Origin of the sequence: Psychrobacter sp. AOP7-A1-24 (assembly GCF_052376235.1) — a bacterium.
Lineage (GTDB): Bacteria > Pseudomonadota > Gammaproteobacteria > Pseudomonadales > Moraxellaceae > Psychrobacter.
In genome coordinates this window covers 65,611-87,829 of record NZ_JBQSVM010000004.1, presented here as the reverse complement: position 1 = coordinate 87,829, position 22,219 = coordinate 65,611, and the positions used below count along the sequence as shown (strand labels likewise).

Genomic DNA, 22,219 nt, shown 5'->3' with positions numbered 1-22,219 from the left:
GATTAAATCAAGAACTATAAAGTAGAGATATCTATGACCAATAGGATAAGTTCTGAGCAAGCTTTTGAGCACGCATGGAAGTATTTTGAATTGCATTCTAGCCAAAGAACAACTTTATTTAATTATTTTTTATTTATTATAGCGGGTTTGGGTGCGGGTATTGGAGCAACTCTTCAAGCGTCCAATGATCTTCTGTATATGGGTACATTTTTAAGTATATTCGTTGTTTTAGTATCTATTGTTTTTTGGAAGCTAGACCAGAGAACTTCATTTTTAATTAAGCAGTCAGAGTCAATATTAGAAACACTAGAAAATAATTCAGACAGCGCCATTGGTATATTCATAAATGAGAATGCAAACTTAATTGAAGAAAATAAGAATCGAAATCATTTTAGCAAAATATTAACTTATGGAGCTGTATTCAGATTTACCTTTAGGGTTACAAGTTTTGTAGGAATTGGTTTGGTTATTCTATTCGTAATAAAAATATTAGGCTGCTTGACTTAACAAACCGCAATATTAACAAATTCACTCGGGAAGATTAAACTTCATACTTGGGGTGTTATAAACCACTAAAATGGGACAAAGTAAGCGGTTAAAATATATAGTAATCTTTGATGTTCTATTTATTGAACAAGAAAAAAGGACAATTTGAATGACTGAGTCAATACTTCAAACCTATCTTAACGAACAGCATATCAAAACTGATGTTACGGAAAACATTGAAAACCTGAAGAAGGCGGTAAAAGAACTTGAAAAAAACCTAACAAGGAAAAAAGTAAAATCGGATATCATTCCGTATACCCTAGTTGCGCTCGACCCAAAGGTAAAAGGCAACGATCCGGTAGTGCAACAAGTGGAAAAGATTATTATTAAAAAGTGGCCTACTTTTAAGAATGGTGTGACAGCTACTAATGATACATCCACCACCTACGTACGGGCAGTGATTCTAGAAGCGCTATCCCAGCTATCGAGAAAGGATTCAGCTACGGCTACGTTAGTTTGGCTAACCGTCCGTGATGTGATCGAGCATTACCAGCTTGGTGCGGAGGAGAGTTCGATTCGTGGGCTTTTTCAGGAGTTGGCCGACCGAGCGGAGGAGAGCGGGCAAGCGAGATGGGGAGTCGGTCATAAGCTTCAGGTCAGAGAATTTAATGAAGTTGAGATTTCTATTCCAGCAGTTAAAGCGACTGAAATAGATGAGAAGTCTCTAAAGGAACAGTTACTCGATGCGATGGTCCATTCAGCATGGAGTCAGCAAGCTGGAGGAGGAAAGAACCCTCACCATCATGGTCAAAATTCCTGGGAATGGCCTAAGTTTATGGCTGAACACTCAGCTACAGGAATTATTCAAGTTGTTAATTCAGCTTTATCCCAACAAGCCCAATCCCTTTTTGTCCAACTCAAACCGTTTTTCGAAGAGTTGGATAATTCTATCGTCAACAACATCACCGCCAACAACAAGCGTAGTGAGCTTCTGTGGTGGAAACAATCGCTTTATTCCCGTTCTTTGAATGCTAGTTACCGTAGCCTTGATCTGTTAAACGCAACCGTTTGCATGGCGTACGATCTTGCCGAACAAGTGGAGCCTATTTACCCAGAAAGCTTAGATTATTTACTGCGAGAAACGCTGAAAGATGTTCACAGAGAGCAGGTAGCCGAAGAACGCCCACTTATAGACTGGTTAGAAGATAGCCTTAACCTGCACGAGGAAATCCAATCAGCATTGAAAATATATACAGCACAAGAGGAACAACGCAAGCCCTTGCTTAACGCATGGGCCAATGTTTTATATTCCAATGAAACTTCTCATTTTTTTACAGAAACTGGTATTGACGAAGATGCCAAACTGACGGCGTCCGATCTAGCAGTGTGGTTGTTTCATGGGTTACAAGCGCAAAAATTGGCAACAGATAAATAAGGCGAGACATGGCAAAGCGGAGATGTACTAAAAAAGGTTGCTATGCACCTGACGATATATGTATTGAACTCGCGGGCCCTCTGCACGAACTATGTGAGTTTTTCCTAAAAGAAGAAGTCACGGAAATATCAGCTAAAACTATAAAAAGTACGGTTGCTGCTACATCCATTCCATGGACGGGAGAATGGTTGCATCCTGAACAACTCGACCTTCTAGCACATAGGGGAAAACCCAAGATTATTGGTTTGGTAGGATCGTCTGGGGCAGGTAAAACTACCTACCTGGCCATGCTGTATTCGCTGCTATTCAACGGTAAGCTCATTGAAAACTGGGACTTTGCCGGTAGCTATACGCTGAACGGGTGGGAATTACAGGCTAAAACATTGCAAGTTCAGGAAGATGGCACGGTTCGAAATCCAGATGCCACGCCTTCCAATAAAGATTTCTACAGCCTCTACCACCTGGCACTACGCCACGATGGTTTTTTACACGATATCTTGTTTGCTGACTCATCAGGCGAAGTATTTTCAAAATGGGCAGATAATGTGAACGACCCTGCTGCTGAAAATGCCCGTTGGATTTATGGTAACGCTCATGCCTTCCTGTTTTTTGTTGATTGCGAGGCAATTGTTGAGCAGCGGGGTAAGGCGAAACGTGACATCATTCAATTAGCGGAACAGGTCAAAAGCAGGGTTCGAGGTAGGCCAGTGGTGATCATATGGTCGAAAGCTGACCTAGCCAAGAATATGCGTGAAAATATTGTAGATGCCATTGAACAAAGCCTGTCCGAAACCTTTCCTGAGGCTACCTCACTGGAAATTAGTAATTATTCGAAATCTGACTCCGACCAGTTATGCCATGTTAATAATATAAGCGTTGCAGAGACGGTGCTTAACCTACTGACCAACCCACAACCACTGCGTATCGCACCTGCATCTATTCAAACAAATGATTTTTTCTTTTTATATCGAGGCAGCTATGGCAGTAAATAACGAAATATTGATTATTGGGCCGCCTGGAACAGGAAAAACTACATTCCTAGCGCAATTATACGGTCGACTATTGGAGAAGAAGGGAAAGCTACAATTGGCTTCAGCACCTGAGAATATAGATGGTATAAAAAGTGCTTATAATAAACTTGCTGATGGGAAAGAAACAGAGCCAACTCCATCAACAGATAACTTGGAGGTCAAAATACCTGTCATATACGAAAGGCAGGAGTTCGTGTTACATTGTAAAGATTATGGTGGGGAACAGGTACGTGACCTCGTAGCACTAATGGAATATGACAAAACATGGATTGAGCGAGCGAAAACAAACGACCGTTGGATTCTCTTCATTCGCCCCTCAGAAATTGAACAACGCTTCGACTTAAGTAAGAAGGGGTATGCCGAAAAAAATCAGAAAGAATCGAATTTACCAGTTTTCGGTACTTCCAATCAATCCCAATTCATCGAGCTAGTACAAGTCTTGTTGCACGCACGCGGTACAGGAATGAAAGACCCTATTAATACACCTCGATTGCTCATTGCATTAACCTGCTGGGACGAACTGGGAACTGATTTGACACCGAAAGGAATTTTGCAGCAAAAGATGCCGTTGTTTACACAGTTTATTACGGCCAATTGGTTGCCAGTAGCCTTCGATATCATTGGCGTGTCTGCACAGGAATTTCCGCTGAAAACGGAAGAGGACCGCGACAAATACTTGGACGATATGCCTGAAAATTTCGGTTATCTGGTATTGGACGATAACCCGAGGGAAAAAGATCTGACCCGCCTCATCGAAAAAGCTCTGACCTTATGACTATTATCCACCAAGCTATATACGGAGAAGTGCAAGGGAAAACCTCCGGGCATGGTCTGTTGGCTGCATCCGATGAAAAAAATAAACTATTCAGTCGGGTGAGCGGCTACACTGATCTGGCCGATAGACCTGAAGACGGAGTTTTATCCAGCTTCGTGGTACGTGGTTTATTTGTCGAAGATCACTTTCTGCTGATTAAGACGTTTCCCGATAGAAGCCCTGGGCTGCGTTCTGGACGAGTTTTTTCGCATGTTTTATTCATACCAAAAACAGACCTGCATCAAGTAAATAATCTCAGTAACCTTTTTCAATACCACCTACATAGTATTCAAAAAGAAGTGAAAATGCACTCATTTGAATACGTCTCGCAAGAAGCTAATACGACTATTGAAATCGTAGACGGAAGGGAAGCAGCCGCCACCAATGCTTTGTTGGGAAATCAGCCATTTGTTTGGCTAGGTGAGGAAGGTTACTGGGAATGGATAGCCCGAATTTGGGATAAGTTACCAAACAGAGAAAAGCAAAACCTAAAAATTGGAGCGGCATTTGGCCCTTCTTATGCGAAAAATGACTGCCTCAATCTACTATACATTCCAGAAGATGCCGAAACTTTATGGGAAAGGAATTCTTTTCGTGTAATTGATAAACATGAATCACAAAACCTACAATCCTTAGCCGCAAGCTGGCTGGTAGAAGATGCTGAAAATACAGCTTCCTTTGAAATGTTATTCGATGATTTCAGTCCAAAAATTGATTCCATAGAAGCGCTAAATAAACTTGCCTATTATGGTGAAGTCTACCTTAAGCTTGACAGTGACCCCGAACTTAACCGTTTATTAGTCTTGGCTCATTTTATTTCGAAAGTTAGTCCCAGTGAAAAGGTTGGGATCAAAGGAAAAAATAAGCTGATGAATGCTATTATTAAAGCAATTCTCAATGCACCTATAAATTTGATCATAGCTCTCCAATACCAGAGCTGGGCAGGCTTTCCAAATGCAATACGTCCTATTACGGAGGCTCTGAACGATTGGCTCAACCACCACCTTCTTAAAGGCAATAAAGCAAAGGAGTGTGGAGAGGTGTTAGCAAATGCACTGGAAGCGAATTCAAAAAACTGGTGGGCCAGCTCGGTTTTAAGCTATACACGTAACCGTCTGAAAAAACGACAATCTAGTGATGCTTCCATTCTTTGGCAATGGATGGAAAAAAAACCTAAGTTGATTGACCAACACGCTTACTGGTTACCAGATGATGCTGAAGACGAACTGACCCAAAAAACTCCAAAATTAGAAACAGCTGTTGCGGAAATGGTTTTGCACATGGCCGAACAAAAGGACTGGCTTGTGCTACATGCAAAAGTGGCTGCGCAGCTTTATTCTGCACAAAACGCCATCGAAGTTCAGTTACTTATCGATACTGATGAAAATCATACTCGAGCGTTCCAAGCTCTTTCCGAATGTATCAAGAGTAGCTCATTTGTATCCGAATCTGCCGGTCATACCGATGCTCGCTTGCACCACATCGCTGGAAAGTTAATTACCGAAAATAACCGTTTACTGAAAAATATCGATATTACCAGCGAAGGTTGGCAGAATTGTTGGCAAGCAGCGATTGAGCAAGGCAGTGAGGTTTGGCAAGGCATTCCCAACCCAAAGCAAACTCTGTTTGAAATTCTTGATCACTTGCTAGCTGGGAATCCGTTTAACAATACTCTATTAAAAGCAATAAGTATTGGAAAATATAATAGTCTAAAGGACTATCCACAGCGGGCATCTATCTGGTCTGTACTGCCTGAAGAAGCACGTTCAGAGTTCGTTAGTGCCACGCTTGTCGAGCTAATCGATGAGTGTACTACTAGCAAATTTAACTATAAAGATCTCGAGTCTGAGTTGAAAAAGGAAGTGCGATCACGGAAAGTGCAACAATTTGTTGTTAGTAGTAAAGCCATCTCTCTCACGAAGAAACTACGACTGTTCGATGTGTTGCCCGGTTTGAGAGAATACCACGTACAGCTGTTAATACAGGAAAACCAATTTTCTCTAAAAGAAGCTGAAGAACTTGGTCGACTTATTTATGAAAATAACTGGAATTTGTTAGCTGAAGAACTGTACGATAATCGCTTTTGTAGAAACGACCTATTACCTGCTTTGTTACGAAGCACCCACTTACTTAGGTTCTTACAACGTCTGACACTTTCTGCCAGTGGGTTAAAACGAGATGCAGTCAGTAGCGATGAATGGTGGAATGAATTTTTGGAAACCGCATTTAGTCTGTTCCCAATTGGACCAGAGCAAAATGGATTATGGGTTAATGCAGGCGGTGATTTGTCACAAATTCAAACAACAGGTACGGGCCGAGAAAAGTGGAGTTTTGCTGTACAAATCTTACGTAACAATGGAAAACCAAAAATAAAGAAACTACTAAGTAAAATGAGCGCTATATATATTGATAATGAAATACTCAGAAAACTAAAAGAGACTTTATGAACAAACCTATTTTAATTCTCACTGCTCTTGAAGTAGAGAGATCGGCAGTCGAACAGCATTTAAAAGACATCGAGCCTATACTACATCCTACAATTGGCACCGACTACACCAAAGGCACCTACCGCTGTAACGATCGAAACCTTGATGTGATCGTTGCACGTACTGATCAAACCAACGTTAATGCAGCTATAGAAACTGAACGTGCCATAGCTCATTTCGAACCGGAATATGTCTTTTTCGCAGGTGTGGCAGGTGGTCTGAAAGATGTAGAAGTTGGAGATATTATTATTGGTCGGGACGTTTACGGTTTTGAGCGAGGAAAGACAGGTGATAACAATTTTAAACCACGTCCACAGTTTGGTGCTTCTTCATATGCTCTGGAGCGGTTGGCCAGTCAGTACGCAAAAAGTACTGCTTGGAATCAACAAGTTGAAAATCTACTGAACTCGAATTTTGCTCCCGTCATTCGAACTTTCACCGGAACGATTGCTTCAGGTGAAAAGATAGATGCCTCCATTAATTCAGATCTTCATAAGTTTCTTAAACAAAACGCTAGTCATGCCCTTGGTATAGAAATGGAAGGCCTCGGCTTTCTGGAAGTCTGTCGCATGCGCCCGCTTATCAAAACCTTACTGCTTCGCAGCATCTCCGACCTAGTAGATGGCAAAAGTGATATGGACGGTAAGGGATCTCAGTTCTACGCTTCTGCAAACGTAGCTGCCTTTTTGTTTGGTCTACTGGAACAACTGGATTTTTCAGATATAACAACCGAACTAACTCGAGAGCAAAAGCTAGTTGAAATTATGTGTAAGCTTTATCCAGCGGGATTGAGAGACAACCAAATCTGGATAGCAGCAGGTGGTGATTTATCTTTAGTTAATCTAGGCCAATCAGGCAGAGGACAATGGGTTGAAGCGATTCGAACATTAAAGTTAGGTGGGGGAGGTAAAGTGAATATGGAAAGTTTGATTAAAAATGTTGCAGAAGAATATAGAGATAATAAAGATGTTAAAGAATTACTGTAGCTTAGACCGAAGTATTCCACAAACCCCGAGCTTAACAAAGCCACCTGAGAAATCTTATTATTAGCCATTTGTAGTGAAATCCTTGTATGGAAAGGCTCAGATGAACTAGTGATATAGCATTTTCACATTTTGGTAAGTAATCAGTACATCTATAAATGCGATTTGCAGACCCGCAATGTTATAGGAAATCACATCTAACAATTTTGAGTTATGGATGTAAGTTAATTCTAAAAACGCTCATTACTTCAAAACCACCTTGCCAGCCGCACCATCCATTCGATAGTTTTTAATGTCCCCGGCGATGACCAGGTTAATGGCTTTCTCAATCTCATCAAGGGGAACGTTGAACCACTCTGTTGCCTTGTAGAGATTATCGTTTGCTGCTTTTAAGGATACTTTGACTCTTTGATCATAGAAGAAGGCATGCAGTACACCTTCCACACTACGAGCATTAGCATCATATACCTGCCACTCAGCAATGATATCTACGGGCTGTTGCAAGAAGGCAGTATCTCTAATCGAGTGCTTAGTACGCGCCTCTCCTGTAAGTGTTGAGAAACCAACTTTATGCAGGTGTTTATAGTGCGCTAAGTTGTTTGGCGTATCAGTCAGCTTAGCAACATAAATGACACCAGTAAGCTGTCGATCATCTCCGAAGTTTTTGGCCAATTCATCATCCATCCAGTCAGGATCAGTAATTAGCAACTGATAGCTGTTTTCATATTTATATTGAGCAGTAGCTAAAGAGCGAATGAGCATGTTCGACTCAGTACCGTTAGCAAACACCAGACGAAGTCGCTGCTGGTTACGCTCATTCTTTCGGTTCTCTGCTTGGTATATATCCGCCACATAACACAAAATCCCGTTTAAGACGAAGACGCTGCCAATGTTGATATCTTTCACTGATGAAAAGTTAGTTTTAGTAAAAGCCCCCGTTTGAATGGCTTGAGATATACGCTCAAAGGTTGCCTCAAACTTATAAAAGTCCTTACATTCAAAACGAGTTGCTATTTCTTCATCATCGTACTGGTCATAAGTATTGCGAGAATTGAGCTGACTATCACTGACTAAGATTTCAGAATGGATGTTGTCAAAAATACCTAGGTCATCACTGTTGAAAATATCATCTAGACTATTAATAACAGCTGGCTCGCTAACAGCCTCTGTTACCGGCTCAGCTTCTTTAGTGTTATCACTGATTGCCTTTTCAGGCTCATCCTCCTTATTGCTCACGCTTTTGTCTGAGAGTGTCGGTTTGTCGTCAGATAGGGTAGACGCCGTACTTTGAGCAGTTAGTAAACCATGCTTATCTAAAGCTAGCAGTTCTTGCGATTTTGCGTGGTTGGTTTGTATGGTAGCTAGGAGGCGAGCATTTATCTTTTCATTGATATCGTTGGCAATGCTACTAGGCACGCGTCCATGTTGATCGATAAAAAGGTTGATAGTGTCAAACTGCTGCGCTAAAACGCTGTTATTCGCCGAGCTTTTGGTGACAGGATTTATATCATCTAGTAGGCCAGTACTGTCATTAGAAAAGATATCGTCTAGTGTTTTGTACTCACGACTTTGATAGATCTCATCAAGTTTAATCATGACTATTGGCTTCTCGCTTGGCTTTTTGGTTTCTGACATAGGAGATAACTTCAGTCATGCGTCGTTCGATAGCATCCTCTGAGTTTCTATTAGGCTGACGACCTTTATTCTTGATAAAAGAAACTATCTTTGGCCACATCAATACCGCTTCTGCCTCAGTTACGGTAGAACGACTGGCATGTACGACGTCATTGATGGTTTGCAAGACTTCTTTATCGACGGTTCTAGAGAGGACTTCATACGCATCATGAAAGGGGTTGACTGATTTGACAAGATCGATGGGAAGGTTGTTTACATTGACAAACTTACTGCCAACCTTCACAAAGCCGTTGCTAGGATTTGAGTCATTGCTACTGCTTGATTTGGTTTTAGGGTTATAGATTTTTGCGTCAGCTGGCAGGTGGCGCTCTTTAATAATGTCGTTTTCATTGAGCTGACTTTTTCGTTCAGCATTTAGAGTAGCGATATCTACATACTCAGTGCCTTGCTTAATGAAACAGCGTTCATTTTCGATGATGGCATCTTCAGGAATATCCTTACCTTCAACTACGCCGCCTTGGCGGTTGATTGCCATATATTGCATCACACCTTCTTGTACTTGCCGTACTTCATTGGCATCTAGTGATGGATACTTGCTACGAATAATACTTGGGATGACGGTATCCGATACAGCCTCGGTCTCGACGTTATTGGTTTCGGCGGCGATATACTTTTTAATATGATCTGCGTTCTGGCATAGCTGAGCCAATATCTCTTCACGGTCTTGATTAAGTATATTCATCACTCGATCAGAGGGAGGATTGACAGTATCATCAATAATAATAGTACCTGCCGGCAAGTCAAGCGTCCCTAATATGTCTAGCTCACTACGACGTTTAAAATTGATGTTAGGCTTGAGCACCTGCTCCATTAGCAGCGATAGGGTAATAGCCTTTAATAAGTCATTAACAGAGCTTGTCACCTCAGACTTATCCGCTTCTGGTTCAGCGATTAGGTTGGTAAATTGAGCATGGTGTTTGCCCGCGCTATCGCGTGTTGAGCGTCCAATAATCTGAACTACCTCGGTCAGAGAACCGCGATAACCAATGGTTAATACATGCTCACAATACTCCCAGTCGAAGCCTTCTTTTGCCATCCCAAGGGCTACGATGATATCCATATCATCACGAGAGGTAATATCAGCCAAGTAAGCTTGCGTATTCACTCGTATGGCGTCATCAGTCACTAAGTCAGCGAGTAGTAAGCGCCTGCCATCATGCGTACGTATGGTGATAACGCCAGTATTCTCATCACGAGATTCACTTTCACCGATAATATCTATGATGCGACCAACGGTTTCGTATTTGTCTGTCTCAGCGGTTAAGCTATTGACGTTAGGGATGTGAATGATGGTCTTTTTACTGGTATCCAAACACTCATCTAAAGCATCAAAGAAGGATTTTTTATAAAAGTGATAACCGAGTCCTAATGATTTTAGGTGCTCATAACCATTCAGCTGTTCGTAATAAGTGTAAGTCACCTTATCGAACTTTTCTTCATCGCTATCTGACAATATGGGTACTGAGTCGCCCCTGAAATAGGAGCCAGTCATTGCCACGATATGTGCGCTAGTCTGCGTCATAATGCCATCGAGTATGGCACCCAAGCGATTTGAGTCATCTGCAGAGACGTGATGGAATTCATCAATACCGATAAGTACATCGTTAAATAGCTCAATACTGCCGCCATCTTCGATTACCTTATCAAAGCCATATCGAAAGCTATGATGGGTGCAGACTAATACTTGGGGTAAGGAGTCATCACTGCTATCTGTGGTCAGAAACTCTGAGAATATAGTGCTTTTGCGAGTATCACTCAAGGCAAGATTTAGACATAGGTTATAGCGATCTGCCACTTCCCAATCCGCAAAAAAACCATAATTACTAAGCGCTGTTGACTTAAAGGATTTACCAATGCTCATCTCTGGGACGGCAATGATGACTTTTTTGACACCTTGGTTGATAAGTTTGTCTAAGGCCAAAAACATCATGGCGCGTGATTTACCAGAGGCAGGTGGCGACTTAATGAGTAAGTACTGGCTATGACGCTTCTCGAATGCACGTGCCTGCATTTCACGCATACCAAGCTCGTTGTTCTTTTTGCTCTGACCAGTGCGGGCGTAAGTTTGATTTAATATATTAACCATTTTGCTCATTGCTAATCCTTAAAAATATAAATTTTCACATCTGTTTGATTAGTTAAAAACTAATCACCATCGCAAATGATTGTTTTATTGCTAGGATTATATTTGGCACCATTGGTGTAAACTTTACCTGGTTCACCCCAATGCGGTTCGTATTGACGAGTACGGAAATTAGAAAATACTGTAGCCATGTTAGCACTGCTATCAAAGTTTAGGACTTGTTGCGAGCCTTCAGTACCAGAGGTGAATTGAAAAGAGAAAGTGTCCAAAGGCTGACCTCGATATTTGACCGTATCTTTGAATATCACGGTATAAGTAATATCAAAGTTGTCTGGAGTTGATACAACAACGTCTTTGATTAAGTTGTGATATCCAGAAGGCCACTGGTTTTTTGGTTTGACGATATATTTAACATTCGACGCTCTAGGGTCAGTTGGCCTAACGTCAACTGTCTCTACAAAGCTGTCTGTAAACTGACTATAGTTATTTCTGATTTTCTGATAAACGGCATTGCTGTCACCCATGCATCCATCTTCCATCCAACCAAATAAATTATACATATCACTATTAGGCATCGTTCTTGATTGCGTACCTGAGTTTTGGTTTCCAGCTTGGCTTATCCCTTCTTGAATGCCGTTTACGGTACCAGTTACAACAGAGTTTACAGTTTGACTTACTGCACTGCTAAGTGCTGATGTTTCAGCGCAGCCACTTAAGAATAAAGTAGCGCCGATAGCCACGGTCAATGGAAGTCTGATACTCATTTTTCAAATCCTTTTGGATAGTTTTAGGTTGGTTTCGTTAACTATTATTAAGTGCTCACTACTAAAGACAATTCATAAAAAGAATTGTTTTTAGCGTTGGAGTTTCACTTGCTTTTTTACTCTGCTTTTAGCCTCTACAGGCTGATTTGTCATAACAATAATATGAAATTAGTAAACACAAGTTATCGTATTATTATTACGATCAAACCTAGCTTTTGAATCATATAAACTATCATCCATATAGTCTGATGTCTGACGTGTTTTGAAATGTTTCCAAACACTTTGCATATCTGCGTTTTTAGCAAACTTTAGAACGTATTCGCCACCTTCTGACTCAGGTCTAAATTTATAATGGTATTCTGCTATGGGCTGTTCGCGATATTTGACCCCATTTGCGAATTTAATATGATATTCAGTATATTCATTACTGGTCTGAATGCTCACATCCTTCATCAGTGGGCTATAGCCAGGGGCCCATTGAGACCGTGGAGCTATAGAAAACTCATAAATCTCATCATTTTCATTTGGTTCTGCAAGCGTCTTCATTTTCATTGTTTTGCTAATGAATTTATTATGATTTTCATTGATAGAACTATAAATGGGTCCGTCTCCGATACAGCCATCCTCCATCCAAGCAAACATTATGAACATATCACCCATAGGAAGGTCTTGATCATTTTTGCCTTTTAGCGATATGAGCTCGCTTTGTGGCGCGGCTGATGCTTGACCCATAGAAAGTACGAGTAGGGCAGTAAAGGCTACGCTTGGTAAGATTTTAGAAGTCATCATAGAACGCTCTTTATAAGGTGTTTAATATTGTTTTGGTATGGATGCTGATGCCAAATAAGCTACTTAGCTTTCTTTTTACCTTTGCTCTGCTTTTCCGCTTCGATAAGCTGCTCATAACGTGCCAGCAAATGCGCCAAGCGCTCTTCAGTATTGGCAAATCCTTGCGGGCGATATAGCTTATCTACCGCACCATCGAGGTTGCTATGCGCTTGTTTTAAGTCGTCGGGCATCTTATCTGGATCGTATAGCTCTGCTAAAGTCATGCCAGCATTACTGGCGCGGGCAAGTAGGATTTCTTCTGCAAGACTTTCAATATGCTGTTTCTGCTCGTTATTTGCATCAGGGAAAGGGAATGTGTTGTAGACGATAGTACTCGTATAACGATAACGACTTTCTAAACGACCAGCTACTAATCGCATCCAGTCGTTATGGATAAATGAAGTTAAAATTGCAAAGTCATATATTGATCCTTCAGGAATAATATTGACGAGATTCGTAGCTATAACTTCGTAGCCATAAAAACCTATAGGCACATATTCTCGGCGTTCAGAGGTAACTCCGGGAATTAGGATATAGTTTCTAGGATTGTTAGTATCTCTAAACTCGTGAGGTTTTTCAGCCAGTTTATTTGCTCCTTTATCTCGACTCGCAAGACGCATTTGTCTGACTTTTTCAACTCTTTCTTTTACAAGAGATAGAGTTTTTAATTCTTCTTGTGTGATATCTACTAACCAAAGACAGTAACGTTCTTTAGCATTTAAAAACTCAGCAGAGCCAAGTAGCCTTTTTATCCATTTCTTAGAACTTGGCTCTTCTTTGATTAATGTTTTATATTCTTCAGGATCTAATAGTAGATTTCCACCGTCAACTGGCTTATTACCGTAGATCATTGGGGATGCACTATGTAAAGGATGACGCCTACTTTCGATAGCTATATTTGAGCCTTTTACCAAATATGGACTTATATTGTTTACTTTTTCTTTGTGCCAGATACTATGTACTAACTTGTAAATGCTTTTTTGAGTTGAGGTTTTTGAAGATAAACTAATAATAACTACATGCACGCCAGCATTATGTTTAGCATTATTTTTCCAAGGGAAACTTTGGTAAGCAAAGCTAATATGGATGCCTAGATCAAAAATATAGGGAAATAACATTGCTACTTGCTCGCCTTGCGCAATCGAGTTAGTCGATACCAATGCGAGCTGTGCATTTGAGTTAGCAATATACTGTGAGCCTTTCCAAAACCAAGAAGCAACATAATCGAGAGATTTAAATTTCTTTAAATCTTTAAATGCAAGTTCCATATCTTTAGATTGCTCGTCAGTTCTATTGGTTGTACCTCCAAATGGCGGATTACCAATAATATAGATCTCATCAGTATTATTATTTGGGCATACCTCATTCCAGTCGATACGCAAGCTATTGCCATAAACAATATGCCCACTTTCTTTGAGTGGCAGCATCGGCTGAGATGCGCCGAACTCTTGCTCGAATAGTACATTCATTTGGTGTTCAGCTAACCAGAGTGACAAACGCGCAATCTGACTAGCAAAGTCGTCATACTCGATACCGTATAGATTGTCTAAGCTGACCACACTATCAAAGCCTAAACCTAACAGATTGTCTTTAGAGCCTAGTAAATCGCGTTGTGCCTTTAATACATCAATTTCTAGTTTGCGTAACTCTTTATAAGCAATGATCAAAAAGTTGCCTGATCCGCAAGCTGGGTCAAATACTTTGATTTGACTGATACGCTTAAGTAGGGCGTCTAAACGTTCGGCTTTATTATTCTTATGGCGATTGTCATGACTCAGCGCTATAACCGTGTCCAGCTCTGTACGTAGCTCATCTAAGAACAGCGGCTGAATGACCTTCATGATATTGCTAACACTGGTGTAATGCTGCCCTAAGCTGCCACGTTGCTCAGGGTCAATCACCGCTTGAAACATAGAGCCGAAAATATCTGGGTTAATCTCAGCCCAGCTCAAACGTGCGCACTCTAGCAAGATACGGCGGGTGCGTGCATCAAACTCAGGAATAGCGAACTGATATTCAAATAAGCTGCCATTAACATAGGGAAATGCACTTAGATGAGTGGGCTTGGCACTACGCTCGGTGCTAGACTCAGGTAAATCGAGAACCTCAAACAACTCATACAAGACGCTATCGACGTCACTGCCATCTATATTGGTGGTTCTATCAATCACGTCATAGAACTGATCTGCTTTAAAAATACCCGTATCTTCGGCATAAAAGCAGAATAGTAGTCGCGTTAAAAATATATTGAGCGCATGTAAGTCATCAGCAGTATTAAACTCGTTGAGCTTACGGATATGGTCAAACAAGCGTCCCATCTTTTCAGAGGCTTGAACATCTGCGGGGTGCTCTGAGTACTCACGTGCACGCTCTAGGCCGGCAAGTGGCAATAGGAAGTGGTAGTTCTTATAAAGATCGGTAAAGTCGCAGTCAAGCGTCTCATCATATTTAGTATCGTTAATCAGTACGGTGTTGAAGTCCGTTACCATCACCATACGGATTTTGTGCTGATTGATGATTGGGCTGTTCATTACCTCACTTAGTGCTTTAGCAAGGTCTTGACCTTCCTCTACAGGCTTAAAGTAGATACGATGCTTATTGGCAACCTCGCCAGCCTCAGGATTGGCTGCGACGTTAAAACGACCGTCATTCTTTTTAAGTGAGGTTATCGTAGATTTTGAAACATCTAGCAGCATTAGAAAATCATATATAAAGTCGTCTTTTTTATTCTTATCAATGACTTTGGTGGTTAATTTTTCTAAATCTTCAAAAAACTGAGTTTGGTTAAATGCCATGGAAATCTCTGTAGATAAATTACTAGTTTAAATAAGTGGGCTAATGTGCAATTATAGCGCTATCTTATCGTATTTGAAGGCTTAAGTGTTCTGAAAAATAGGGGGTATATAGTATTTTATTGCTTATGTAGTCGATACGCTACAAGCTTATTAACAAGGGTTAATGATGATAGTTGGTACTAAGTTTCAGGGTGATTCTACTCGTATTGCAAAGATTCAGCATGATTGCTATGGAGAAGCATTGCGTGTCATATTTAATTTTTCTGTTCAAAAACATCGTGAAGCTGAAAGGGTAGTTGCTGTTCGCACTGAGCTGAGCGACTTACGTGATGAACCTAGTAGTTTTAATGATCATAGGCCTCTGCAGTGGCTTCATGACCGTATGGCAGCCGCGTTCCGTATGGAGTATTGTCTTAATGCAGATTTATTCACTTATGTGATACCCGATCCTCATACACCCGCAGAAATTACTACTTTTTGGTTTGACTTTCTAAGAAGAGAGCTGGCGAAAGTATTTGCTAATCATTTAGAGCTACCTAGATTGATACTTACCGCTGCTGCCTATCCTAATCCTAATCCCAAGGGATCAGATGCAGAGGACGAGATTTATAGATTAACCAAGATTCTATATCCTGAATTAGAATAGATAAGTGTTTATCCGTTAAAATCATATACTAACTTTTAGTTCATATTTATTAGTTTTATAAACTATTTTTTCATCTTTAGTCTAGGGCTAGCGTGTCTTCAATTGGATAAGCTATAAGTAATAGTTACAATACCGCATCTATTGAGTCGCTACTAAAAATACAAGTTATTGCAAGAAAAGCATTAACAGAAACGCTTTGAGATCAAACCCCAGTATTCACAACGTTACCTAAGTAAAATACTAAATCAGATGAAGGCTTAGGAGAAGATAAACCCTAATTACGTGCAATTATCTTATAGTCCTCTGAAAATAAAACTGTTATAAGTTTAGACACGCTACTGGTATAAATTTTACTTGCGTGCTGCGTTCCTAGAGGCTGCGCAAAATTCATCCCAGTAGCGCTATGTTATTTTTAAAGCGTATTCACTATAGAAAGCATGAGCATATGTAAGAATGAATTGCTAGCTCAAGAGTCAAAATAATTAAGGGTCAACATGGCTTTTATTTGCATAAAAAATGATGAAAAAATCTATAGTTTTATATATAGCTTAAAAGATTGGATAGTTTTAAAAGAAGATAAATCGTCCAGTTTCAATATGGCTTGCTGTGGTAATCAGGCAATACTAAAGACAAGTAAGCTAGGTACGAAGTTCTTCGCTCATAAGGCAAAACCTAAAGACTCTAACTGCTCGACTGGTGGTGAAACTGCCGAACACATGCATATCAAATATCTTGTTATGAAAGAATTGGATAGAAACGGTTGGGTTGTAGAAGTTGAAAAAGCGGGGCTTACCCCAAGTGGTGAGGAGTGGATTGCTGATATTTATGCAGAGAAAGGCAAAGCTAAGATTGCCATTGAAGTGCAATGGAGCCCTCAAGCTTTTATAGAAACAAAACGCAGACAAGAAAAATATGCTCAATCAGGCGTAAGGTGTGCGTGGTTGCTTAGAAGTGGCTCAGTTAAAGATACTAATGCAATTACAGGCGATTATGCCTATAGTACGAAAGACATACCTGTATTCTCTATTTATAGAAATAAGACGCAGGACAATCAAGCTTATATGATCTATAACGTGAATAGGCTAGACAGCAACAGTAGTCGGTACAACCACCGTTCATTTAAGCCTATTACGCTACCATTAGAGAGTTTTATACAAAGATTGGTGTCACAAGGCCTAGTTTTTATACCTTATGAGCGATTCACCTCTACAAAGTTTAGATTTAAATCCAATGGTATCACTGAGATGACTTTAGGGGTGAGTAAAGACTCTTGCGCTAAATGTGGTTACTCCAATCCGATAATTTCTGAGGTGAGATATAAAGAAGACTATAAAGTACGTTCTAAGAAAATAAAAAATTGTAGCGATAAAGAGCTTAGAATTATTAATACGCATTTTTCTAAGCATTATGTTTTTTCACCCATAAAAAAGGTGCGTAGTGAAATACTGAACAAAGTTTTTATAGTCAACACTTGTGTTGAATGTGGTTTTGTCATAGATAGAGATGGTCAGTATAGTACCTATTTAAAAAAAAATTTCACTAAGCCGCTTTTTATAAAGCATTTAGGTCTTAATACAGAAAAATTCTATACTTCGAATACAACTCTTAATACGGAATGTGTCTACCGTGTAAACAACAGTTTTAAAATCAAATATAACGAGAGTTTTGAGTTTGGTAAATGGGTTACTAGAGATAGTGAACCAGTTTAATCAGGATAATTGGCATATATGATTGTTTATAAAAAATCATAAAATGTAATTTACTACTGGAGACCATCCCAGATTCTGTGTAACTGCCATTTAGATTAAATGCTTACTGATACGGTCATCAAACATAATCATAAAACGATTCAGAGCAGACGTCCAGTTACGGATTGGCATCGACCACTTTTTAGACGCCTGCTGGGTGGCTAAGTACACCACTTTGAATGCTGCCTGATCAGATGGGAACACCTTACGCTTATTCACTGCCGTCCGAATCACACTGTTTAGCGACTCTATCGCATTGGTGGTATAAATCACTTTTCTGATGTCTTTCGGATACTCAAAGAACACCGTTAAGCCCTCCCAGTTATTGCGCCAAGATTTGACCACGTGCGGGTAATCTTTGCCCCAAGTCTCATCAAAGTGCTCAAGATTGGCCTCTGCCATCTCAAGCGTATCAGCACCGTAGATGGCTTTTAAATCAGCCGCTACGGCCTTTTTATCCGTCCATGGTACAAACTTCATGGAGTAACGCACCATATGCACGATACACAGCTGAACCTGAGCGTTGGGATAAACGGTGTTAATGGCATCAGGGAAGCCCTTTAAGCCGTCGACACAGGCAATGAGGATATCTTGTACCCCGCGGTTTTGTAGTTCAGTGAGAACACCCAGCCAGAACTTAGCGCCTTCATTCTCTGATAACCACATACCAAGCAGCTCTTTTTTACCGTTAAGAGCAACACCTAGCGCCAGATAGATAGCCTTGTTGATGATCTGCTTGTCTTGACGTATCTTCACGACGATGCAGTCCAAATAGACGATAGGATAAACACTATTCAATGGCCTGTTCTGCCAAGCGGTGATGTCCTCTAATATGTTATCGGTGACTCTTGAGACAAGAGAGCTTGAAATGTCGACATCGTAGAGCTCTTTAATGCTCTCTACAATCTCGGTGGTGGTTTGACCCTTGGCGTAAAGGAATATGATCTTGTCATCAAGACCTGAGATACGGGTTTGATGCTTACTGACCAGCACAGGCTCAAAGCTGCCACCGCGGTCTCTTGGGGTGGATATCTCAAGATCGCCTGTGTCACTGCGGACGGTCTTTTTAGTGTGGCCGTTGCGCTTATTAGGTTTATCTGCTTTCTCATGCTTGGGATAGCCGAGATGGTCTTCCATCTCAGCCTCTAAGGCAGTATCGATAAAGGATTGCATGAGCTGCTTTTGGAAGTCTTTGATGTCATCAAAGCTTTTCATGCTACCAGCCATTTGCTCGGCCAGTTTTTTAATGTCAGATTGAGTAGTCATTGCTTATTCTCCGGTTATTGGATTATAAGCAGTTACACAGTTTTTAGGAAACTCCCTACTACTGTAGATTTTGCAATAATTACTAGATCTCTTGCATAAGTCATTGCTAGCCTTCGTAACTCCGTCAGTGGAAGTCAATGAACTGGTACTTTTGCAAGAGATCTACTATATAAGTTTGAAAGCAATCAAACGTAATCCTTTTGCCATACTGCGTTTTTGCAAACCATACAACACCAACTATCTTGAGCACGCATATATAGGATATCTGCTGGCATCTCTACCGGGCAAGCACTTGCGCAGTACTCACAGAGCACATCATCTAAACAAGCGTAACATTGAGCAATCGTCTCAAACAATAGATTTGAGCTGATTCTATATTTATGACATAGCATTCGTACATGTTCAAGATAATCCTCCTTATGATCATATGCCCAATAGTCGACACAGATTCTTTCGTCTCTAATATTCTGTGTCATACTCAGTTCAAGCTTAATACCCATAATATATCTCCTAATCAAAATGTCGTTATATGTTCTATCGATTAGTTAGTTGTACAGAACTTTAAAAAATTATATGAAGTTATGTCTGCAAGAGGCTCTTAATTACCTCATCTTGAGTCATTCCAATACGCTTGCAATAAGAATCTTCAATCTCGTCTAAAGCTTCACGCAATTGTCGCTGTGATACTTGTATGTATTGTAATGTCACATCATCACTAGATTTAGCCTCACGATGATTTAGCAGTCTCTTGAGCACAGGGTAGCTTACATTGAGACTATTGGCGACAGTGCCAAATGTACGGCGTAAATCGTGAGGGGTAATATGCATGCTAGCCTTATTTGATATCGAACGGTAACTACCGCTCAAATCCTTGACATGGTCATCATTTCTCTGCAAATCACTCGGAAATACCCAATGCTCTCCATAGCTCAATCTAAATCGTTCACTGAGTATGGCTTGAAGTATTTTTCCAGTTGGCATATGGTAATCAGAACCATTTTTAGTGGCTTTAAAGACAATGCGAGCAGCGTCAAGGTCTACATCTTCCCATCTTAGTGATTGCGCTTCATTTAAACGAACACCAGCAAACATAAAAAGCAATAAAATATCGCGAGCGTTATTACTATAAGGTGCTTGTTTAAATGAACTACCGTCTCGGTGCTCTATCAAAGTTTTAAAATATACTCCCAAATATTCCTCCTCAACATGGTGAGTACGAGGTTTAATTTTGTTCCAATCATTTTTGGCATTCAGTATTCGAATGGGTTGGTCCTTTATTATGTACTCTTCATCATCATCTAAGAAGCTATCTTGACAATAATTCCATACTGATCGAAGAGCTCGCATAGTGGCATTTGCCTGAGCTGGACTAGACTTACTTATTTGCTTATGTTTTTCACTTATCATAGTTTTAGTTATATCGTTTAAAGACACTTCAAGCCAATCATCAAGTCGACTAAGTATCTGTTGGTCGTAAGTCTCAACAGTACGGCTGGCAAGATTAGGTTTCATAGATTTAAAGTAGATATAAGCTTCATTTAGTGTTGGCACGTTAAAATCTGGTGTATCTTTTATTTTTGGAGTAGCGTGATAGCTATCATATACATCAAGTCCCTTCTTTATATTGACCATCATTGTGCTGGCTTTTTCACGAGCTTCAGTCAAAGTGATAAGGTGTGTTTCTTCAACTTCGTCACGATAGAGCTTACCGTTAATGCGTTTGTGAAGTGTGTATCGCTTAGATTGTTTACCCACACGAAGTGCGAAGCCTGTTAATACTTCATCCATGTAAATATCTGTGCCGCTTGAGGTGTATGCTACTGAATCAACAAACTTCTTACTAAGCTTAACTTTCATATCTCATCCGTACCGCATTATTTATCGTGTTAATAATACTATAATACGTTAAATAACAGATGCATCAAAGTATCAAGATAGTATCAAAATTTTATTTGATACTATTATTACTCGAATAATTTATAAATAATTCACGCAATAAAAAACCCTCACAATCCATAGACTGTAAGGGTTTCGTATATTGGTACCAGTGGTCGGACTCGAACCGACACGCTTTTAAAGGCAACGGATTTTGAATCCGTCATGTCTACCAATTCCATCACACTGGCATGTTAGGTGACAATAGTTATTGACTAAATATTATCGAATTGGGCTACAGGGTTAACTCTGTATAGGCTGCGTATTATAGCAGGCTATTTTTAGTCGTCAAGAATTATTTACTATAATTTTTGATTTTCTCAAAAATCTCAATCTCTGTATCATACTAACCGACGAAAGCACGCTCAACTGCGTAATCTGCCTGCACACCCATACGAGGTGAAACCGTCAGGCCAAAGTCGTCTAGAATCGCTGAAACCTCAGCATTGAATGGCATACTGCCACAAAGCATGACGCGGTCATCGTCCTTATTCATTGGCGGTAAACCAATGTCTTCGAACAGCTTACCTGATTTCATCAAATCAGTGACACGGCCTTGGTTTTTGAACTCTTCACGTGTAACGGTTGGATAATAGATGAATTTTTCGCGATACCATTCACCAAAGATTTCATCGTTAGGCAGCTCATTTTCAAACATTTCACGATAGGCCAAATCTTTGGTATGACGTACGCCATGGACCAAAATAATTTTATCAAAACGCTCATACACTTCAGGATCACGTGCTAGTGATAAGAAAGGAGCAAGGCCAGTACCAGTAGAGAGCATATAAAGGTTTTTGCCTGGTAGTAGATCGTCCAATACTAGTGTGCCCGTTGGTTTTTTACTGACTAACAGCTCGTCACCTACTTTGATATGCTGTAATCGAGAGGTTAGTGGGCCATCTTGAACTTTAATAGAAAAGAATTCTAAATGATCTTCATAGTTAGGGCTAGCAATTGAATAAGCGCGTAGTAGTGGCTTGCCATCAACAACAAGTCCAATCATCGCAAATTCGCCATTACGAAAGCGCAAGCCATCGTCACGAGTGGTTTTGATACTAAATAGAGAATCATTCCAGTGGTGAACCTCTGTGACCGTTTCGGTGCGAAGTTTTGACATAAAGTCCTCGTCAATAAGTTGTTATTGGTTTGTTAAGTTTGAATAAGTATTAAATCAGAATTTTCAATAATAGTTTGAACATTATAAAAACGTATCAGTCTTTC

Annotated in this window: 17 protein-coding genes and 1 tRNA gene; 8 read left to right on the top strand and 10 right to left on the bottom strand. The window is 40.2% G+C overall.

Features of this window, described 5'->3' with window-relative positions:
• Window positions 1-33: 33 nt before the first annotated feature.
• The 6 genes from ACT3QQ_RS02780 to ACT3QQ_RS02755 all read left to right on the top strand — a co-directional run bounded on the left by ACT3QQ_RS02780 (window position 34) and on the right by ACT3QQ_RS02755 (window position 7,238).
• Window positions 34-507, top strand: a complete 474-nt coding sequence (locus ACT3QQ_RS02780; protein WP_289048636.1) for a RipA family octameric membrane protein — start codon at window positions 34-36, stop codon at window positions 505-507.
• A 148-nt stretch (window positions 508-655) separates the two neighbouring features.
• Window positions 656-1,921, top strand: a complete 1,266-nt coding sequence (locus ACT3QQ_RS02775; protein WP_289048635.1) for a GTPase-associated system all-helical protein GASH — start codon at window positions 656-658, stop codon at window positions 1,919-1,921.
• Between the two features lie 8 nt (window positions 1,922-1,929).
• Window positions 1,930-2,913 carry a TRAFAC clade GTPase domain-containing protein gene (locus tag ACT3QQ_RS02770; RefSeq protein ID WP_289048634.1) on the top strand — a complete coding sequence of 328 codons (984 nt, stop codon included), beginning with the start codon at window positions 1,930-1,932 and terminating at the stop codon, window positions 2,911-2,913.
• Window positions 2,900-3,727 carry a TRAFAC clade GTPase domain-containing protein gene (locus ACT3QQ_RS02765; RefSeq protein ID WP_444526816.1) on the top strand — a complete coding sequence of 276 codons (828 nt, stop codon included), beginning with the start codon at window positions 2,900-2,902 and terminating at the stop codon, window positions 3,725-3,727. The genes ACT3QQ_RS02770 and ACT3QQ_RS02765 overlap by 14 nt, the downstream gene beginning before the upstream one ends.
• Window positions 3,724-6,213, top strand: coding sequence for a GAP1-N1 domain-containing protein (locus tag ACT3QQ_RS02760; protein WP_444526815.1), 2,490 nt, complete (start codon window positions 3,724-3,726; stop codon window positions 6,211-6,213). The genes ACT3QQ_RS02765 and ACT3QQ_RS02760 overlap by 4 nt, the downstream gene beginning before the upstream one ends.
• On the top strand, window positions 6,210-7,238 hold the full coding sequence (locus ACT3QQ_RS02755; protein ID WP_289048631.1) for a phosphorylase family protein: 1,029 nt from the start codon (window positions 6,210-6,212) through the stop codon (window positions 7,236-7,238). Before ACT3QQ_RS02760 ends, ACT3QQ_RS02755 begins: the two co-directional genes overlap by 4 nt.
• A 240-nt stretch (window positions 7,239-7,478) precedes the next feature.
• On the opposite strand, the gene ACT3QQ_RS02750 is transcribed toward ACT3QQ_RS02755, so the two are convergent.
• The 5 genes from ACT3QQ_RS02750 to ACT3QQ_RS02730 form a co-directional block, all read right to left on the bottom strand.
• The gene (locus tag ACT3QQ_RS02750) at window positions 7,479-8,870 is read right to left on the bottom strand and encodes a GIY-YIG nuclease family protein (RefSeq protein ID WP_444526814.1); all 1,392 of its coding nucleotides are present in this window, start codon (window positions 8,868-8,870) and stop codon (window positions 7,479-7,481) included.
• Window positions 8,824-11,025, bottom strand: coding sequence for a DEAD/DEAH box helicase (locus tag ACT3QQ_RS02745; protein WP_444526813.1), 2,202 nt, complete (start codon window positions 11,023-11,025; stop codon window positions 8,824-8,826). Before ACT3QQ_RS02745 ends, ACT3QQ_RS02750 begins: the two co-directional genes overlap by 47 nt.
• A 50-nt stretch (window positions 11,026-11,075) precedes the next feature.
• Entirely contained in the window at window positions 11,076-11,777 is a 702-nt protein-coding gene (locus ACT3QQ_RS02740) for a hypothetical protein (RefSeq protein ID WP_443536364.1), read from the bottom strand.
• Window positions 11,778-11,945: 168 nt separating this feature from the next.
• Entirely contained in the window at window positions 11,946-12,566 is a 621-nt protein-coding gene (locus ACT3QQ_RS02735) for a hypothetical protein (protein WP_443536362.1), read from the bottom strand.
• A gap of 59 nt (window positions 12,567-12,625) precedes the next feature.
• Window positions 12,626-15,400 (bottom strand): class I SAM-dependent DNA methyltransferase, encoded by a 2,775-nt coding sequence (locus tag ACT3QQ_RS02730; protein WP_444526812.1) that lies wholly within the window; start codon window positions 15,398-15,400, stop codon window positions 12,626-12,628.
• Between the two features lie 166 nt (window positions 15,401-15,566).
• Here ACT3QQ_RS02730 and ACT3QQ_RS02725 point away from each other — a divergent pair, with 166 nt between their 5' ends.
• Window positions 15,567-16,046: a hypothetical protein gene (locus tag ACT3QQ_RS02725; RefSeq protein ID WP_201508718.1), complete on the top strand. Its 480-nt coding sequence runs from the start codon at window positions 15,567-15,569 to the stop codon at window positions 16,044-16,046.
• Window positions 16,047-16,540: 494 nt separating this feature from the next.
• Entirely contained in the window at window positions 16,541-17,755 is a 1,215-nt protein-coding gene (locus ACT3QQ_RS02720; RefSeq protein ID WP_201508719.1) for a competence protein CoiA, read from the top strand.
• Window positions 17,756-17,845: 90 nt separating this feature from the next.
• On the opposite strand, the gene ACT3QQ_RS02715 is transcribed toward ACT3QQ_RS02720, so the two are convergent.
• The 5 genes from ACT3QQ_RS02715 to ACT3QQ_RS02695 all read right to left on the bottom strand — a co-directional run bounded on the left by ACT3QQ_RS02715 (window position 17,846) and on the right by ACT3QQ_RS02695 (window position 22,115).
• The gene (locus tag ACT3QQ_RS02715) at window positions 17,846-19,060 is read right to left on the bottom strand and encodes an IS256 family transposase (RefSeq protein WP_443508118.1); all 1,215 of its coding nucleotides are present in this window, start codon (window positions 19,058-19,060) and stop codon (window positions 17,846-17,848) included.
• Between the two features lie 185 nt (window positions 19,061-19,245).
• Window positions 19,246-19,560, bottom strand: coding sequence for a hypothetical protein (locus ACT3QQ_RS02710; RefSeq protein WP_201532294.1), 315 nt, complete (start codon window positions 19,558-19,560; stop codon window positions 19,246-19,248).
• Window positions 19,561-19,639: 79 nt separating this feature from the next.
• Window positions 19,640-20,917, bottom strand: coding sequence for a tyrosine-type recombinase/integrase (locus tag ACT3QQ_RS02705; RefSeq protein ID WP_444526811.1), 1,278 nt, complete (start codon window positions 20,915-20,917; stop codon window positions 19,640-19,642).
• Between the two features lie 182 nt (window positions 20,918-21,099).
• Window positions 21,100-21,186 (bottom strand) — tRNA-Leu (locus ACT3QQ_RS02700).
• 155 nt (window positions 21,187-21,341) lie between these two features.
• Complete coding sequence (locus ACT3QQ_RS02695; RefSeq protein WP_444521913.1) at window positions 21,342-22,115, bottom strand: ferredoxin--NADP reductase; 774 nt, start codon at window positions 22,113-22,115, stop codon at window positions 21,342-21,344.
• Window positions 22,116-22,219 lie beyond the last annotated feature (104 nt).

Excerpts from the sequence above, each read along its gene's own strand:
- ACT3QQ_RS02750 (WP_444526814.1), bottom strand. The coding sequence starts at position 8,870 with ATGTCAGAAACCAAAAAGCCAAGCGAGAAGCCAATAGTCATGATTAAA.
- ACT3QQ_RS02725 (WP_201508718.1), top strand. The coding sequence starts at position 15,567 with ATGATAGTTGGTACTAAGTTTCAGGGTGATTCTACTCGTATTGCAAAG.
- ACT3QQ_RS02695 (WP_444521913.1), bottom strand. The coding sequence starts at position 22,115 with ATGTCAAAACTTCGCACCGAAACGGTCACAGAGGTTCACCACTGGAAT.
- ACT3QQ_RS02760 (WP_444526815.1), top strand. The coding sequence starts at position 3,724 with ATGACTATTATCCACCAAGCTATATACGGAGAAGTGCAAGGGAAAACC.
- ACT3QQ_RS02730 (WP_444526812.1), bottom strand. The coding sequence starts at position 15,400 with ATGGCATTTAACCAAACTCAGTTTTTTGAAGATTTAGAAAAATTAACC.
- ACT3QQ_RS02780 (WP_289048636.1), top strand. The coding sequence starts at position 34 with ATGACCAATAGGATAAGTTCTGAGCAAGCTTTTGAGCACGCATGGAAG.
- ACT3QQ_RS02775 (WP_289048635.1), top strand. The coding sequence starts at position 656 with ATGACTGAGTCAATACTTCAAACCTATCTTAACGAACAGCATATCAAA.
- ACT3QQ_RS02745 (WP_444526813.1), bottom strand. The coding sequence starts at position 11,025 with ATGAGCAAAATGGTTAATATATTAAATCAAACTTACGCCCGCACTGGT.
- ACT3QQ_RS02705 (WP_444526811.1), bottom strand. The coding sequence starts at position 20,917 with ATGAAAGTTAAGCTTAGTAAGAAGTTTGTTGATTCAGTAGCATACACC.
- ACT3QQ_RS02720 (WP_201508719.1), top strand. The coding sequence starts at position 16,541 with ATGGCTTTTATTTGCATAAAAAATGATGAAAAAATCTATAGTTTTATA.
- ACT3QQ_RS02765 (WP_444526816.1), top strand. The coding sequence starts at position 2,900 with ATGGCAGTAAATAACGAAATATTGATTATTGGGCCGCCTGGAACAGGA.
- ACT3QQ_RS02770 (WP_289048634.1), top strand. The coding sequence starts at position 1,930 with ATGGCAAAGCGGAGATGTACTAAAAAAGGTTGCTATGCACCTGACGAT.
- ACT3QQ_RS02735 (WP_443536362.1), bottom strand. The coding sequence starts at position 12,566 with ATGATGACTTCTAAAATCTTACCAAGCGTAGCCTTTACTGCCCTACTC.
- ACT3QQ_RS02715 (WP_443508118.1), bottom strand. The coding sequence starts at position 19,060 with ATGACTACTCAATCTGACATTAAAAAACTGGCCGAGCAAATGGCTGGT.
- ACT3QQ_RS02740 (WP_443536364.1), bottom strand. The coding sequence starts at position 11,777 with ATGAGTATCAGACTTCCATTGACCGTGGCTATCGGCGCTACTTTATTC.
- ACT3QQ_RS02710 (WP_201532294.1), bottom strand. The coding sequence starts at position 19,560 with ATGGGTATTAAGCTTGAACTGAGTATGACACAGAATATTAGAGACGAA.
- ACT3QQ_RS02755 (WP_289048631.1), top strand. The coding sequence starts at position 6,210 with ATGAACAAACCTATTTTAATTCTCACTGCTCTTGAAGTAGAGAGATCG.